This is a genomic window from Streptomyces sp. Ru73 (assembly GCF_002920575.1).
Lineage (GTDB): Bacteria > Actinomycetota > Actinomycetes > Streptomycetales > Streptomycetaceae > Streptomyces.
Genome location: NZ_PQSQ01000007.1, coordinates 1 through 14,103, shown reverse-complemented (window position 1 = coordinate 14,103; position 14,103 = coordinate 1). Strand labels below are relative to the sequence as shown.

Genomic DNA, 14,103 nt, shown 5'->3' with positions numbered 1-14,103 from the left:
GGGCAGGCGACGCCTACTCGTGCGCGCTGATCACACCGCCGGCGCTGAGCACGATGTACACGCCGTTGGCGTCGAGCCCCGCGTCGTGCTCGTTCGCCTGCATCGTGCCGTACACCGCGCCGTCCCGGCCGAGGATCTGCGCGCGGTACCGGAGGTCGCCGGCCTTCGTGACCTTGGCCGTCCAGCCGCCCGCGAGCTTGAACGTGCCCGGTCCCTGGTGGCCGCCGCCCATCCAGGAGTGGACCTCGCCGCCCAGCGTGAGCACGACGAACATGTCGTTCGCGTCGAGCCCGGCGTCGTGTCCCTTCGTCTCCAACTCGGCCAGGACCGCACCATCGTTGACGATCTTGGCGAGGTAGTGCTGTTCGCCGAGCCGGTAGATCTTCGCCTTGCTGCCGTCCGCCAGGGTCTCGGTGCGTACCGGGGTCCCCGTCTTGGCCGTGCCGGCGTGCGCGCTGCCCGACTGCGTGTTCGTGGCGCCCGACTGCTTGTCGGCGGTGCCCGACTGCTGGTCCGCCGCGCCCGCCTTGGTGTCGACCTCGGTGGCGGCCTTGCCCGTGTCAGCGGCGTGGCTCGCGGGCTTCGTGCCGGCGGCGTCCGAGCCGGAGCAGGCGGTCAGGCCGAGACCGGCGGCGGCGACCAGGGCCGCTGCGGCAATGCGCAGAGTGCGGCGGCGGGCGGTGCGGACGGTGGTGCTGGAGCTCATTGCGGATCCCCCGGTGTGGTCCGTGTCGTTGTCTGCTCGGTACGTCACCCACTCTGATCGGGACCACTACCGCGCGACTGTCGTTCCACTAACACCTGGCTAATGAGCGATACGGGGTGGGCCCGCCGCCACCGTGGCCGGCTCACCCGCCCGCCAGCCGGTCGCCCAACGGGCTGCGGCGGTACAGGACTTGGCGGCCGTGCCGGGTGCGGGTGACGAGGCCCGTGGCGTGGAGGACGCGCAGGTGTTGTGACACGGCGCTGGGGGTGACCCGGAGGCGGCGGGCGAGTTCGACGGTGGGCAGCGGTTCTCCGAGGAGGCCCAGCAGCCTCGCGCGCGGTGCGCCGAGCAGGGACACCAGTGCGGACGGGTCGGCCGCCGGCGGCAGTTCCCACAGCGTCGCGACGCCTCGGCTCGGATAGACCAGCATCGGTGCCTCGTCCGGGCTGAGCGGCGGTGCGGGCTTGTGCGCGAACACGGAGGGGATGAGCAGCAGTCCGCGGCCGGCCGCCGTCACGCGGTGGCTGCTGAGCATCTGCGCGATGTGCAGCGCGCCGTCCTGCCACCGCAGGTTCGGGTGCATGTCGGCGAAGAGGCCGCGTGCGCCGCCCATGGACAGTTGCCGGCCCCGGTGGGTCATGTCGGCCTCCAGCAGCAGCCGCATCTGCGGCCACATCGGCTCGACGGCGATCTCCCAGTACTGCCGCAGCACGTCGCAGATGGCGTCCCGGAGTCCGGCGACCGGTCCGTCGCCGGGAGCGGTGGCCGCGCGCAGGGGTTCTGGCACCGGGTCCGGTGCGTGGGTGGCCAGCAGGTCGCGGCGTACCGTACCGGGGGCGGTCCGGCGGACGACGGCCAGTTCCTCCTCGAAGGAGGGAGCGAAGCCCGCGGGCCGCGGGGTGAGGAAGTCGGGGAGGGTGCGTCGCCTGGCGACCAGCGACAACAGCAGGTCGGTGTCGAGCGCGCCGAGCCGGCCGAGTACGGACCTGCGCCAGGGCAGATGCACGACGGAGAGCCCGGGATCGCGCAGCACCCGCAGGCTCACCACGGTTTCGTGCAGGGGCGAGACGGCGAACCGGGTGTCCGCCAGGTCCTCGATGCCGAGCACAAAGCTGATCATTAAGCCGTACGCTACATCGATTGGCGGCGACCCGGTGCTGCCGTGAACTGCCCCGCATGACCACTGCGACGCACCGCACAGCAACACACCGCACGCTGAACCGGCCAATGACGCTGATCCTGGCCCTGACCTGCGCGGTGGCCGTGGGCAACGTCTACTTTCCGCAGGCGGTCGTCCCGTTGGCCGCCGCCGGGCTGGGGGTCCCGCCCGAGTCGGCCAGCCTCGCCGTGACCGCCACCCAGGCCGGGTACACGGCCGGCATGTTCCTGCTGGTGCCGCTCGGCGACCGGCTCCCCCACCGCGCGTTCCTGGTCGCCCTGCTCGGCCTGACGGGCCTGGGACTGTGCGCGGCGGGGTGCGCCCCCAGCCTGCCGGTCCTCGTCGCTGCCAGTGCGTTCACCGGTTTCACCACCGTCGCCGCACAGGTCGTCGGTCCCCTGGCGGCCGGACTGGTGGCCCCCGACCGGCGCGGAGCCGTCATCGGCACCCTGCTGAGCGGGTCGATCGGCGGCATGCTGCTGGCCCGCACGTTCAGCGGAACGCTCGGCGAGTGGCTCGGCTGGCGAGCCCCCTATCTGGTGGCAGCGGCCCTCGTCCTCCTCCTCGCGGCCGCCCTCGCCCGTACGGTGCCTGTCACGGCCCCGTCGTCACGGCAGCCGTATCCGGCGCTCCTCGCCGAACCACTGCGCCTCCTGCGCACCGAGCCGGCCCTGCGCCGCTCCTGCTTCTACCAGGCGACCGTCTTCGCCGGTTTCTCGGCCGTGTGGACGGGCGTGGCGCTCCTCCTCACCGGCCCCTCCTACGGCCTGGGCGCCCAGGCCGTAGGGCTGCTCGCGCTGGTCGGCGGGCCCACCATGTTCTGCACACCGTTCGCCGGGCGCCTGGTGGACCGTCGCGGGCCGGACCCGGTGAACCTCGTCTGCCTGCTCGGCGTCCTCGCCTCCGCGCCGGTCATGGCCGTGGGCGCCTCGGGCGGCGCGCTCGGGCCGGCCGCCCTGGTCCTCGGCACACTGCTGCTCGACGTCGCGATGCAGTCCGGCATGGTCGCCAATCAGGCCCGGGTCTACGCCGTGCGTCCCGACGCCCGCAGCCGGCTCAACACCGCGTACATGACCTGCGCTTACGTGGGCGGCAGCGCGGGCTCGTGGATCGGGGTGCGGGCGTACGGCCGGGCCGGGTGGTGGGGCGTGTGCGCACTGGTCGCGCTGCTCGCCGCGCTCGCCCTCGCCCGGCACCTCGCGGCGCTGTACGGCCGGGCACCCGTCGGCAAGCGGCTGCCACCGCCTTCGTAGGCCGCGCGCGCAGCCCGGCTCGTGGCGGGGCGGCGTCCGGGCCGGGCGGTCTCGGCGGGGCGAAGCGGCCGGGGACGACGTACGCCGTACCGGAAGCCGCGGGTCGGATGCCGAGCGGTGCGGAACGGCTGGTCGGGCCGTACGGCTGCGTGACACTGCGGCGGCGGCACCGCGCTGCCCGCGCCCGGCCGGCCACCACCGCGCCCCCTCGTCTGCGCATATGGCGGGATGACGTACCCGGATCGGGATCGGGCCGGGTGTTCAATGCGCTCTGAAGTCCGCGCTGCCGCCGCCCGCATGCGGCGGCAGCGCGGCCTTCGCGCGGGGCACCCGTCTTGGTTCCCGCGCCCGTGCCTCCCGTTCGAGGAGGAAGTCCTATGCACGTCACCCAGTCCGCCTTCCCGCGGAAGCTGCGCCGCAGCGCCACGGCTCTCGCCGCGACCGTCCTGCTGTCGTGGGCCGGTGCCGGTCACGCGGACGCCGCCCAGCAGGCACCACCGGGTGGTTCCGCCACCGCGACCGACGCGGTGAACGCGTACGTGTACGGCTATCCGCTGGTCCTGATGCAGGCCACCCAGCAGGTCTCCACCAACGTCGCCCGCCCGAGGGCCACCACCATCCAGGCGCCGGTGAACCAGTTCGCCACCGCGCGGGACGTGCCCGGCGCGGGCTTCAAGACCGTGGTCTCGCCGAACGTCGACACGCTCTACAGCTCGGCCTGGCTGGATTTGAAGGCCGAGCCGGTGGTCCTGCACGTGCCCGACACGCACGGCCGCTACTACCTCATGCCGATCCTCAGCGCATGGACGGACGTCATCGCCTCTCCGGGCAAGCGCACCACGGGTACCGGTGCGGGTGACTTCGCGATCACCGGCCCGGGCTGGCGCGGCACCCTGCCCGCCGGGGTGAAGCGGATCAAGTCCCCGACCGACATGGCCTGGATCGTGGGGCGCACCCAGCTCAACGGCCCGGGCGACCTGCCCGCGGTGCACGCGCTGACCGCGCAGTACTCCCTGACCCCGCTCAGCAAGTACGGCCGCGCGTACACCCCGCCGCGTGGCCGGGTCCGCGCCGACGTGCCCGCCACGCCGCCGGCCGAGCGGGTGGCCCGGATGGACGCGACGACGTTCTTCTCCCGGCTCGCCTCCGCCATGGCGGCCAATCCGCCCAGCCCGGCGGACGCTCCGATGGTCGCCACCCTGAAGCGGCTCGGCATCAGCCCGGGCAAGCCGTTCGACATCGACGCCAAGGGCACGGCCACCGCCCGGGCGCTGCGCCACGCGGTCACCGCGGGCCAGCAGAAGATCCAGCAGGCGGTCCCGGCCCTGGGGAAGAACGTCAACGGCTGGCGGGTCGCGCTCGACCTCGGCCGCTACGGCACCGACTACCTGCGCCGGGCCGCCACGGCCTGGCAGGGGCTCGGCGCCAACCTGCCGCAGGACGCCGTCTACCCGGTCGTCTTCACCGACAGCCACGGCCGGCAGCTGACCGGCGCTCGTCAGTACACGATCCACTTCCCGCCGGGCCGGATACCGCCGGCGCATGCCTTCTGGTCCCTCACCATGTACGACCAGCAGGGCTTCCTCGTACCCAACCCGATCAACCGTTACGAGGTCGGCCACACGGTCAGGCCCAGGCTCAACAGCGACGGGTCCCTGGACATCTACGTCCAGCACGCTCCGCCGGCGGCGGCCAAGCGGTCCAACTGGCTGCCCGCGCCCACCGGGCAGTTCAACGTGATGCTCCGCATGTACTGGCCGCGGCAGGCCGTGCTCAACGGCACCTGGTCCCCGCCCCCGGTCACCGTCACGAGCGGTTCCCCCGGGTCTGACGAACTGGCCAGGACCGGTGACCGCGAACTCGCTGCGCTCGCCGTCGGCGCCGCGCTGTGCCTGGCCACCGGCGGCACGATGATCGCACTGGCCCGCCGGCACAGGAGGGCCGCACGTCCGTGACGGTGCGCCACGGCCCGCTGCTCCCTTGAGCTCTGTGGCCGCTTCGGAAGCGTTCCCGCTTCTCGTCCGAGCGGCCACTGATGCATATTTCTGAATGCCCAAGAGGTGTCCGGTGGCCTGATCCGGGGCATCGGAGAGATCAGGCCGACGTCCGGGTCTGCAGGCCGGACTCCAGCCAGGGCGCCTCGGTTCGGACCAGGAGCAGGGTCGCCTGCTGTGCTCCATGACCGCTCAGCCAGTCGGTCATGGAGCACAGTCGTCTTCCCGAAGGGGGCCGACCCGGTCTCTGGCCGCCCGGCGGCCGTGGGATGCTGGCCATCCGTCGCGCACCGGCCACGGAGGATCCGCTCGCCGCACGCCCGGGGTCTCTCCCCGGGCCGCCTCCTGGCCAAGGAGGAGCCGGTCGGCGAAAATCGGAACGATGCGTTCCGCGCGAGCGCGGCGCCGCAGGCCGAGGGAAGGGGGCCATGGTGAGAACGGGCAGCACCGGCACGTCGACCCGGGTACGGTCCGGAAGCAGCTACGCACTGTGGAGCACGGCCGACGACGCCCGGCAGCACGCCGAGCAGTTGGCCGCGCGCTCCTTCAGCGTCCTGGAACGGTCCCGGCGGACGCGGGCCGAGGCGCAGCTGATCCGGCAGCGGGCCCGGCGGACGCGTGGCCTTCCGGTCCCGGTGCCGTCCTCCGACGGTGCGGGCGCCGGCGCACCTCCCGCCGGCACCGGCCGGATATCCGGCAACCGGCAGCCGGTGATGGCCGACTGCCTGCCAGGATTCAAGCTCGACTGCCCGCCGCTGGAAGTGTGCGCCCGGGTGCTGGGGCTGGACGGGCTGGCGCTGCTCCTCTCGCCCGGGCGCGGCCTGCCCGAGCTGGTGCACTGCAGCGGGCAGCTCGGCCGGCGGCTGGAGGACCTGCAGATGGTGCACGGGCAGGGGCCCACCTACGACGCGGCCGAGGACTCGGCCCACGTCGCCGTGCCGGACCTCGCCGCGTCCGGCCCGGCGCGCTGGCCCGGGCTCCCGCCGGCCCTCCGTTCCCTGGGCGTACGTGCGGTGTTCGCCTTCCCGGTGAGCCTCGGCAGCCGGGCCCTGGGCGTACTGTCCGGCCACCGCCGGGCCCCCGGCGACCTGACACCCGACCGGTACGGCGACGCACAGGACCTGGCCGACACCATCGCCCTGGCCATCGCGCACGATCCCCACTGGCTCGCGGCCCAGGACGCCCTCCCCTTCGCCCCGGTCCACCAGGCCACCGGCGCGCTGGCCGCGCGCCTCGGCATCTCCCCCGACGAAGCGCTGTCCCGCCTGCGGGCCCACGCGCTCAGCCATGACCGCTCGGCGCTGAGCACCGCCCGTGCCGTACTCCACCACCAACTGCTGCTGGACGGCGAGGCCGACGCCCACTCGTGAGCCGTCCCGACGAACCGGGCACGGGCATCCGCCGGTCCCCGCCGACTACGGCCGTGCGTCCTTCAGGATCAGCAACTCACCCTTGCCGACCGGCGAAAGGGAGGTGAGAAAGCCTTCCGTAGCCGCGACCAGCCGCCGGAATTCTTCGAGCTGGTGCGCGTGGGAGACGGCGTTGTCCACCACGAGCAGACAGCCGTCGGCGAGTGTCCGCCGCAGCGCGGGCCACCATGCGGCGTACTGGCCGCGGTCGCTGTCCAGGAAGATGAAGTCGTACTCGCCGTCGGCGCGCGAGGCGAGGAACGGTCCGGCCTCGCCCGCGATCTGCCGGATGCGCGGGCGGAACCCGGCACGCGCGAAGTTCCGCTCCGCCATCGTGACTTTGTGAGGTGCCCGCTCGACGGTGGTGACCGCTCCCGCCTCACCCACGGCATCGGCGAGCCACAGCGTCGAGTAGCCGTTCGACGTCCCGATCTCCAGCACGTGCCTGGCCCGCGTCGCCTTGACGAGGAGCGCGAGGAAGACGCCGGTGTCATGGGTGATGTTCAGCAGCTTCCGGCTCCGGTCGTCCGTCGCCGCATCGCCGGTCCTGCCGAATTCCTCCAGCTCACGCAGGAGTGCAGCGAGACTGTCGTCCACGGTCCGGCCTCCAGGATCGGCGATGCGGATGCTCACCCGGACAGGGTTCTACCCGCCCAGTGGTACGTCCTTACCGCTCAGGTCCGCGCGAATGCCGTCCTCGGTGACCGAAATGCCGCGGAGGCGCAGGTCGCCCGGCAGGTCGTTGGGCAGCTGGGCCGAGAACTCCATCTTCTCCGCCTCCTTCGGCTCCCCGGCCTTCTGCAGGCCACGGATCAGCGCCGGGTCGATGCCGGTGGGCTTCAGCAGCGCCGGGTGGTCGACCAGTGCGTCCAGCGCCCTGCCCTTCATCAGCCGGTCCGGCCGGATCCGCTCACCGGTCGCCTGCTGGAGAGCGCCGTCGTCCACCTTGTCGGCGGTGGGCGGGGTCAGCTGGAGGCCGCCGCCCTTGCCCGGGGTGTAGGTGAGCAGGCCGGGTACGACCAGCCGGGTGTCCTCGACGGTCATCGTCAGGCCGCGGTCCCCGGTGCGCTGCAGGTGTGCCCGCGACCGGATCTCGGCGTGCGTGCCGCCCACCGGCACGGCGCCGTGGGCCACGACGCTGTTCTCCTGGGGCCCGGGCTCCAACCGCACCTGTGAGGCGGCGACTTCCCGGTTCAGGTCGTCGAAGTCGAGGAACACCTGGCCGTGGACCCGGCTCAGGACCGCGCCCTGCACCGAGGTGGGGAGGTCGCCGACGACCCGGATGTCGTCCACCGTCCCCTTCACCTGCGCAATGGAGACCCGCCCGGCGGGCACGTCGGGGACGTTGGCCTCGACATGGTCCACGTGCCCCGTGGCGAGCTGCGTGAGGAAGGGGAAGCCGCCGATGTGCACCTCGGGCGCGGCCCGCAGCTTCAGGGCGTCCTGCACCTTCTGTGCCGCCAGGTTCTCGGCGTAGAGCACGGCCCAGCGGTCGCCGAGGGCGAGGAAGGCGAGCAGTACGACCAGGGCGACGACCGTCTTCGTCACCCTGCGGACGAGGCGCCTGCGCGGTGTGCGGCTTCCGGGAGGCGTCGCGGCCCCGCCCTCCCCGTCCGGTCCCTCGTGGGCAGTGGGGGCGGTACGCGCCGCCGGGATCTGTGCCGCGGTGTCCGCGGGAGGTCCGTTCGAAGTCACCGCCACATGCGATCACACGGCGGCCGCTCCCGTCCAAGCCGGCCGCCCTTCTCATGGCCGGGCGCCGGCCTGGTCCGGTCCACGGGAGCCGTCGCTCGTGTACTCACCGGCGACGGCGGACGAGGCAGAAGGGATGCCCGGCGGGGTCGGTCAGGACCCGCCACCTGTCGCCGCCCGGCTGGTACGCCGGCCTGGCCGCGCCCCACTCCAGCAGCGCCTTCTCGGTTTCGTCGAGATCGTCGGTCGCGAAGTCGAAGTGCGCCTGCTGCGGCACTTCTTGCTCGGGCCAGCGCGGCGCCCGGTAGCCGTCGACCCGCTGGAAGCCGAGGTCGACCCCGTCGCCGCCGGTGAGTGCCGCGAAGTCGGCGCCGGAAGCGGGGTGCAGTGCGAGCCCGGTGGCCCGGCCGTAGAACTCGGCCAGCGCCAGGGGGTCCGGGCAGTCCAGTGTGATCGCCGTGAGTCTCATCCGCTGCCCGGTCATGGCGCCTCCGTGGTGGCTGTGGTCATCGCAGCTGCGCGTTCGGGACACCTCATCCCGCCGTGGGCGTTCCCTCCGACGTGTCCTGTCGCCCCGATGACGAATTCTGATGATGGTCATATGATCCCTGGTCGTCGGCATGCGTCCGCATCCGTCGGCCGGCTGCACGCGGACGCGACCGCCCGTACCGCCCGCACCATCAACTGCGCTGCCCGCACCACCCGTACGACCGCTCCGTAGCCACCACTTCGGGAGGGCATGTGAGAAGACACCGCGCGGCCGGCTGGGCCGCCTCAGCACTCGTGAGCGCCCTGGCGCTGACCGGCACGCTCACCGGGCCCGCGGCCGCGGTGCCCGCCGCGGCCCCCGCCGCGCCCACGGCCGCGGGCGAGCACGCGGTGGCCACCGCCACCACGCCCGTCACGCACGACGAGAACGACCGCGTGCCGAAGGGCGCGGTCTGGACGCAGCACTACTTCCCGTCGTCGGACGGTTCCGGCACCGAGCTGCATGCCGACGCCCTGCTGCCCGAAGGGCTGCGGAAGGGGCAGAAGGTCCCCGTCATCCTGTCCGTCGGCCCGTACTTCGGGCATTCGGGGCAGACCGACGTGGAGGGCTGGAAGCACACCGGGCCGTCGGCCCGCTTCCAGGACTTCATCGAGGGCTCGGACCTGTTCCGGCGCGGCTATGCGTTCGTCATGGTGGACCTGCGCGGCTTCGGCGGCTCCACCGGCTGCCTCGACTGGGCCGGCCCCGGCGAACAGGCCGACGTGAAGGCCGCGATCGACTGGGCGGCGAAGCAGCCGTGGTCGACGGGTGCCGTGGGCATGTACGGCAAGTCCTACGACGCCGTCACCGGCCTCATCGGCAACAACCTGGACCAGCGCGCGCTCAAGGCCGTCGTCGCGCAAGAGCCCGTCTGGGACATGTACCAGTACATATACTCGAACGGCGTGCCCCGCCCGAACGTCACCGGCACCGCCAACGCGTACAACTCCATCGCCACGCTCGACCAGATGGCCGACGACGACGCGCGCTACCGGGCCAACTCCCAGTACGAGAAGGCCCATCCGGAATGCCTCACGGAGAACTCCGCCGGGTACCGCATAGCCGACCAGTGGGACGAGCACTGGACCTCCCGCGACCTGGCGAAGATGGCCAAGGGCACCGACACCCCGCTGTTCGTCACCCAGGGCTTCATCGAGAACAACACCAAGCCCGAGGAGATGCAGGAGTACCTCGACAACCACAAGGGCCCGGAGCGCGGGTGGCTGGGCCAGTGGGAGCACGTACGCGGCGGTGACCGCACCAGCGACGGGCGCCTGGCCATGGGGCGCGAGGGCTGGTACGACGAGACGCTGTCCTTCTACGACCAGTACCTCAAGGGCAGCAAGCCGAAGGTCCGTTACCCGGCCTACGCCGTCGAGGACTCCACCGGCGCCTGGCGCGCCCAGAAGACGTGGCCGGTCGTGGAGCGCCCCGTCACCCTCCGGCTCGGCGGCGGTGCGTACGTGGACGACGGCGGCGCCTCGGCGCACGCGGCGCTGGCGGAGTCCGGTACGGCGACCACGCCCACGACGCTCGGCAAGCCGTCGCCGAACGGCACGTGGGACATGGAGCACGCGCCCCGCACCGACCCCGTCGCCCCGAAGGGCCTGGCCAGGGAGCAGGTGAAGCGGCAGCAGGCCGGTGACACCACGTCGAGCTTCTTCGTGTGGTCCGAGCCGGTCGAGGAAGCGGTACGGATCACCGGTACGCCGCGGATCTCGCTGAACGCACAGGGCAAGGGCAACGTCATGGTCAAGCTGTACGACGTGGCCCGCGACGGCAAGGCCGTCATGTTCGACGAGCAGGTCTCGCTGCTGGACTCGGGCCGGCTGTCCGTCGACCTCAAGGCGACCGACTGGACGCTGCGGGCCGGGCACGTGCTGGCCGTGGAGATCGGCTCCATCCAGACCGGTTCGTGGCGCGACACCCCGTCCGGGGAGACCATCACGGTCAAGAACGCACAGCTGAAGCTGGCCCTGGACGACCCGGCCGATGACGTCGCCACCGCGGGCGACCGGTCACCGTTCCTGGACACGTACCTGAAGCAGTACACCGTGGAACTGCCGGCCGGACGGCCGTCGTTCACGGTGGTTCCCGGCGGACACCTCTGATTCCGGGGCGCCGGCTCCTCCCCTGCCCCGCGCCGCCGATGCGCACGCGGGGCAGGGGTCATGGCTTCCGCCACACCGAGACGTGTGACCGGCTGTCCCCGGTGAACGGCGTCCCGGCCCAGTCGGCCCACCGCTCGGCCAGTTCCAGCCCGGCAATCTTCGCCATCAGGTCCAGTTCGGCGGGCCAGACGAAGCGGTGGTACGAGCGGAGGACGGTGGCCCGGCCGTCAGCGATCGTGTAGTGGTGCGAGACGAGACGCTGGTCGGCCAGGTCGTACGTGTCGAAGCCGACGTGCCGGTCGCCGATGTGGAACGGGCGCGCGGTCTCGCCGGGCGGCAGCCGCTGCAGATCGGGGACGCCCACCTCGATGACGAACCGGCCGCCCGGTTCGAGGTGTTCGGCGGCATTGCGGAAGCACGCGACCTGTTCGTCCTGCGAGAGCAGGTTCGTGATGGTGTTGTACACGAGGTAGACCAGGGAGAACGCGCCGGGCACACGGGTGGACGCCATGTCCCCGATGGTCACGGGCACGTCGGCACCGCCGGGCTTCTTGGCCAGCTCGCGGGCCATCGGCTCGGACTTCTCGATCCCGGCGACGCGTACGCCTCGCGCGCTGAGCGGAAGCGCGACCCGTCCGGTCCCCACCGCGAACTCCAGGGCGGCACCCCGGCCCGCGCGGCGCTCCAGGAAGTCCACCGCGGGGTCCAGGACCTCCGGTGCGTACATGTACGCGGATGACTCGTCGTACGCCTGCGCCACCTGCGCGTTCCATACGTCTTCGGTCATGACGCCGAACGCTGCCACAGTGCCGTGCCGCCGTGCCACTGGGTTTCGCGTGAGGCACGGTGGGGGGCATGCGGATCGCGACCGGGGGAAACGCCGAGTGGCCGGCCCGGTGCCGTCAGCACCGGGCCGGCCACTCCCACGAGCCCCGGGGGTCAGTCCGTGCCGGACTCCATCGCGGCGCGGTCCAGCGCCTCGTCCTCGCCGGAGACCTCGCCACGGGAGGCGATGGCCTCGGCGCCGCCCTCCGGCAGGGCGCCGATCAGGCCGGTCGCGGCCGCCTGGGCGGCACCGACGGCCGGGTCGGCCGTGCCGATCAGGCCGAGCCCCGCGTACTGCTCCAGCTTGGCGCGCGAGTCGGCGATGTCGAGGTTGCGCATGGTGAGCTGGCCGATCCGGTCGACCGGGCCGAACGCCGAGTCCTCGGTGCGCTCCATGGACAGCTTGTCCGGGTGGTAGCTGAAGGCCGGGCCGGTCGTGTCGAGGATCGAGTAGTCCTCACCGCGCCGCAGCCGCAGGGTGACCTCACCGGTGACCGCCGCGCCGACCCAGCGCTGCAGCGACTCGCGGACCATCAGCGCCTGCGGGTCCAGCCAGCGGCCCTCGTACATCAGCCGCCCGAGGCGCCGGCCCTCGTTGTGGTACTGGGCGAGGGTGTCCTCGTTGTGGATCGCGTTGACCAGGCGCTCGTACGCGGCGTGCAGCAGGGCCATGCCGGGCGCCTCGTAGATGCCGCGGCTCTTGGCCTCGATGATCCGGTTCTCGATCTGGTCCGACATGCCCATGCCGTGGCGGCCGCCGATGGCGTTGGCCTCCATCACCAGGTCGACCGCGGAGGCGAACTCCTTGCCGTTGATCGTCACCGGGCGGCCCTGGTCGAAGCCGATCGTGACGTCCTCGGTGGCGATCTCGACGTTCGGGTCCCAGAACCGCACGCCCATGATCGGCTCAACGGTCTCCACCCCGGTGTCCAGGTGCTCCAGGGTCTTGGCCTCGTGGGTGGCGCCCCAGATGTTGGCATCGGTGGAGTACGCCTTCTCCGTGCTGTCGCGGTAGGGCAGGTCGTGGGCGAGCAGCCACTCCGACATTTCCTTCCGGCCGCCCAGCTCGGTCACGAAGGCGGAGTCCAGCCAGGGCTTGTAGATCCGCAGGTGCGGGTTGGCGAGCAGGCCGTACCGGTAGAACCGCTCGATGTCGTTGCCCTTGAAGGTCGAGCCGTCGCCCCAGATCTGGACGTCGTCCTCCAGCATCGCCCGGACCAGGAGGGTGCCGGTGACGGCACGGCCCAGCGGGGTGGTGTTGAAGTACGCGCGACCGCCGGAGCGGATGTGGAACGCGCCGCAGGTCAGCGCGGCCAGGCCCTCTTCGACCAGTGCCGCGCGGCAGTCCACGAGGCGGGCGATCTCGGCACCGTAGGTCTTCGCACGGCCGGGCACCGAGGCGATGTCGGGCTCGTCGTACTGACCGATGTCGGCGGTGTAGGTGCACGGGACGGCGCCCTTGTCGCGCATCCACGCGACCGCGACGGAGGTGTCGAGGCCGCCCGAGAAGGCGATGCCGACGCGCTCGCCGGCGGGAAGGGAGGTGAGGACCTTAGACATAGGAAGAGTATGCATCATCGCGTATGTCCATGCAAAGCCGGGGTGGAACGGCCGTGCCGTCGCACCCCCGCCCGGCCCTCGGCACAAAGCTGCCCGGCATCCGCCGTCCGGGTGACGGAAGGCGGATGCCGGGCCTGTGCGGCTACTGGATGGGGCGGTATTGGCGCAGGTCAGCCGCGGGGGAACGGTGGGGCCGTCGTCCCGGGCCCGCCCGCGTCACTGGGGCGGGCGGTCCTGGCCCTGGTCCCTTCCGAACTGGTCCTTGAGCTTGTCCTGAGCGGTGTCGACGTGACGGCTGTACTTGCCCTGAGTCCGCTCGTCGAGGAGGTCACCGCCCTTGTCGATGCCCTTGCCGGCTTGGTCCTCGTGGCCTTTCAGCATCTGCTTGAGCTTGTCCATCACAGACATGTGGGCCCTCCTTCCAGGTTTCCCTTCCTTCTCAGGGTCGTGGACCGACGCGCAGGCCGCATCTCTGCCGCCGGCTCGCGCGTGTCAGCGGGCCCGCGTACGAAGACCGGGGAGCAGCGGCGCGAAGTACCCGCCGTACTCATCGCCCCCGGTGTGGCCGGTCTCGGCGGTGTCGTCCCCGGGCAGCGGGTTCTCCGGCACTCCTCGCATCAGTGCAGCAGCTTGAGGCCCACCACGCCCGCGATGATCAGCAGCAGGCACACCAGGCGGGCGGCCGTCACCGGGTCGCCGAGCGCGACCATGCCGTAGACGGCCGTGCCCACCGCGCCGATGCCCACCCACACGCCGTAAGCGGTACCCAGCGGAATGTGGTTCACCGCGTACGACAGGCCGCCCATGCTGAGGGCGAGCGCGCCGATGAAGAGCACGGACGGCCACAGCCGGGAGAAGTTCTTGG

Annotated in this window: 14 protein-coding genes; 4 read left to right on the top strand and 10 right to left on the bottom strand. The window is 72.1% G+C overall.

What is annotated here, in order from left to right; genetic code table 11:
* Nucleotides 1–13 precede the first annotated feature (13 nt).
* Both C3486_RS04880 and C3486_RS04875 read right to left on the bottom strand, forming a co-directional pair.
* Nucleotides 14–706 (bottom strand): hypothetical protein, encoded by a 693-nt coding sequence (locus tag C3486_RS04880; protein WP_103831313.1) that lies wholly within the window; start codon nt 704–706, stop codon nt 14–16.
* Nucleotides 707–848: 142 nt separating this feature from the next.
* The gene (locus C3486_RS04875) at nt 849–1,826 is read right to left on the bottom strand and encodes a helix-turn-helix domain-containing protein (RefSeq protein WP_103831312.1); all 978 of its coding nucleotides are present in this window, start codon (nt 1,824–1,826) and stop codon (nt 849–851) included.
* A gap of 56 nt (nt 1,827–1,882) precedes the next feature.
* Between C3486_RS04875 and C3486_RS04870 the strand changes: the two genes are divergently transcribed.
* From C3486_RS04870 to C3486_RS38505, 3 genes are all read left to right on the top strand, one after another.
* Nucleotides 1,883–3,118: an MFS transporter gene (locus C3486_RS04870; protein ID WP_258052601.1), complete on the top strand. Its 1,236-nt coding sequence runs from the start codon at nt 1,883–1,885 to the stop codon at nt 3,116–3,118.
* 377 nt (nt 3,119–3,495) lie between these two features.
* Nucleotides 3,496–5,073: a DUF1254 domain-containing protein gene (locus C3486_RS04865; protein WP_103831310.1), complete on the top strand. Its 1,578-nt coding sequence runs from the start codon at nt 3,496–3,498 to the stop codon at nt 5,071–5,073.
* A 467-nt stretch (nt 5,074–5,540) separates the two neighbouring features.
* A complete protein-coding gene (locus tag C3486_RS38505) occupies nt 5,541–6,482 on the top strand; it encodes an ANTAR domain-containing protein (RefSeq protein ID WP_103831309.1) in 942 nt (313 codons plus the stop codon).
* A 45-nt stretch (nt 6,483–6,527) separates the two neighbouring features.
* Here the strand turns inward: C3486_RS38505 and C3486_RS04855 are convergent, their stop codons facing one another.
* From C3486_RS04855 to C3486_RS04845, 3 genes are all read right to left on the bottom strand, one after another.
* On the bottom strand, nt 6,528–7,154 hold the full coding sequence (locus C3486_RS04855) for an O-methyltransferase (RefSeq protein WP_219822192.1): 627 nt from the start codon (nt 7,152–7,154) through the stop codon (nt 6,528–6,530).
* Between the two features lie 12 nt (nt 7,155–7,166).
* Nucleotides 7,167–8,069: a DUF2993 domain-containing protein gene (locus C3486_RS04850; protein ID WP_258052600.1), complete on the bottom strand. Its 903-nt coding sequence runs from the start codon at nt 8,067–8,069 to the stop codon at nt 7,167–7,169.
* A gap of 250 nt (nt 8,070–8,319) precedes the next feature.
* Nucleotides 8,320–8,697: a VOC family protein gene (locus tag C3486_RS04845; RefSeq protein WP_258052599.1), complete on the bottom strand. Its 378-nt coding sequence runs from the start codon at nt 8,695–8,697 to the stop codon at nt 8,320–8,322.
* A gap of 257 nt (nt 8,698–8,954) precedes the next feature.
* Here C3486_RS04845 and C3486_RS04840 point away from each other — a divergent pair, with 257 nt between their 5' ends.
* Complete coding sequence (locus tag C3486_RS04840) at nt 8,955–10,853, top strand: CocE/NonD family hydrolase (protein WP_103831308.1); 1,899 nt, start codon at nt 8,955–8,957, stop codon at nt 10,851–10,853.
* Between the two features lie 58 nt (nt 10,854–10,911).
* Here the strand turns inward: C3486_RS04840 and C3486_RS04835 are convergent, their stop codons facing one another.
* The 5 genes from C3486_RS04835 to C3486_RS04820 all read right to left on the bottom strand — a co-directional run.
* Entirely contained in the window at nt 10,912–11,640 is a 729-nt protein-coding gene (locus C3486_RS04835; protein WP_103831422.1) for a class I SAM-dependent methyltransferase, read from the bottom strand.
* A 152-nt stretch (nt 11,641–11,792) separates the two neighbouring features.
* Nucleotides 11,793–13,238 (bottom strand): argininosuccinate synthase, encoded by a 1,446-nt coding sequence (gene argG, locus C3486_RS04830; RefSeq protein WP_103831307.1) that lies wholly within the window; start codon nt 13,236–13,238, stop codon nt 11,793–11,795.
* Nucleotides 13,239–13,454: 216 nt separating this feature from the next.
* The gene (locus C3486_RS04825) at nt 13,455–13,646 is read right to left on the bottom strand and encodes an antitoxin (RefSeq protein ID WP_103831306.1); all 192 of its coding nucleotides are present in this window, start codon (nt 13,644–13,646) and stop codon (nt 13,455–13,457) included.
* An 84-nt stretch (nt 13,647–13,730) separates the two neighbouring features.
* Nucleotides 13,731–13,856 (bottom strand): hypothetical protein, encoded by a 126-nt coding sequence (locus tag C3486_RS37880; protein WP_258052598.1) that lies wholly within the window; start codon nt 13,854–13,856, stop codon nt 13,731–13,733.
* A partial coding sequence (locus C3486_RS04820; protein ID WP_103831305.1) for a multidrug efflux SMR transporter occupies nt 13,856–14,103 on the bottom strand: 248 nt, incomplete at its 5' end. The genes C3486_RS04820 and C3486_RS37880, both read right to left, overlap by 1 nt.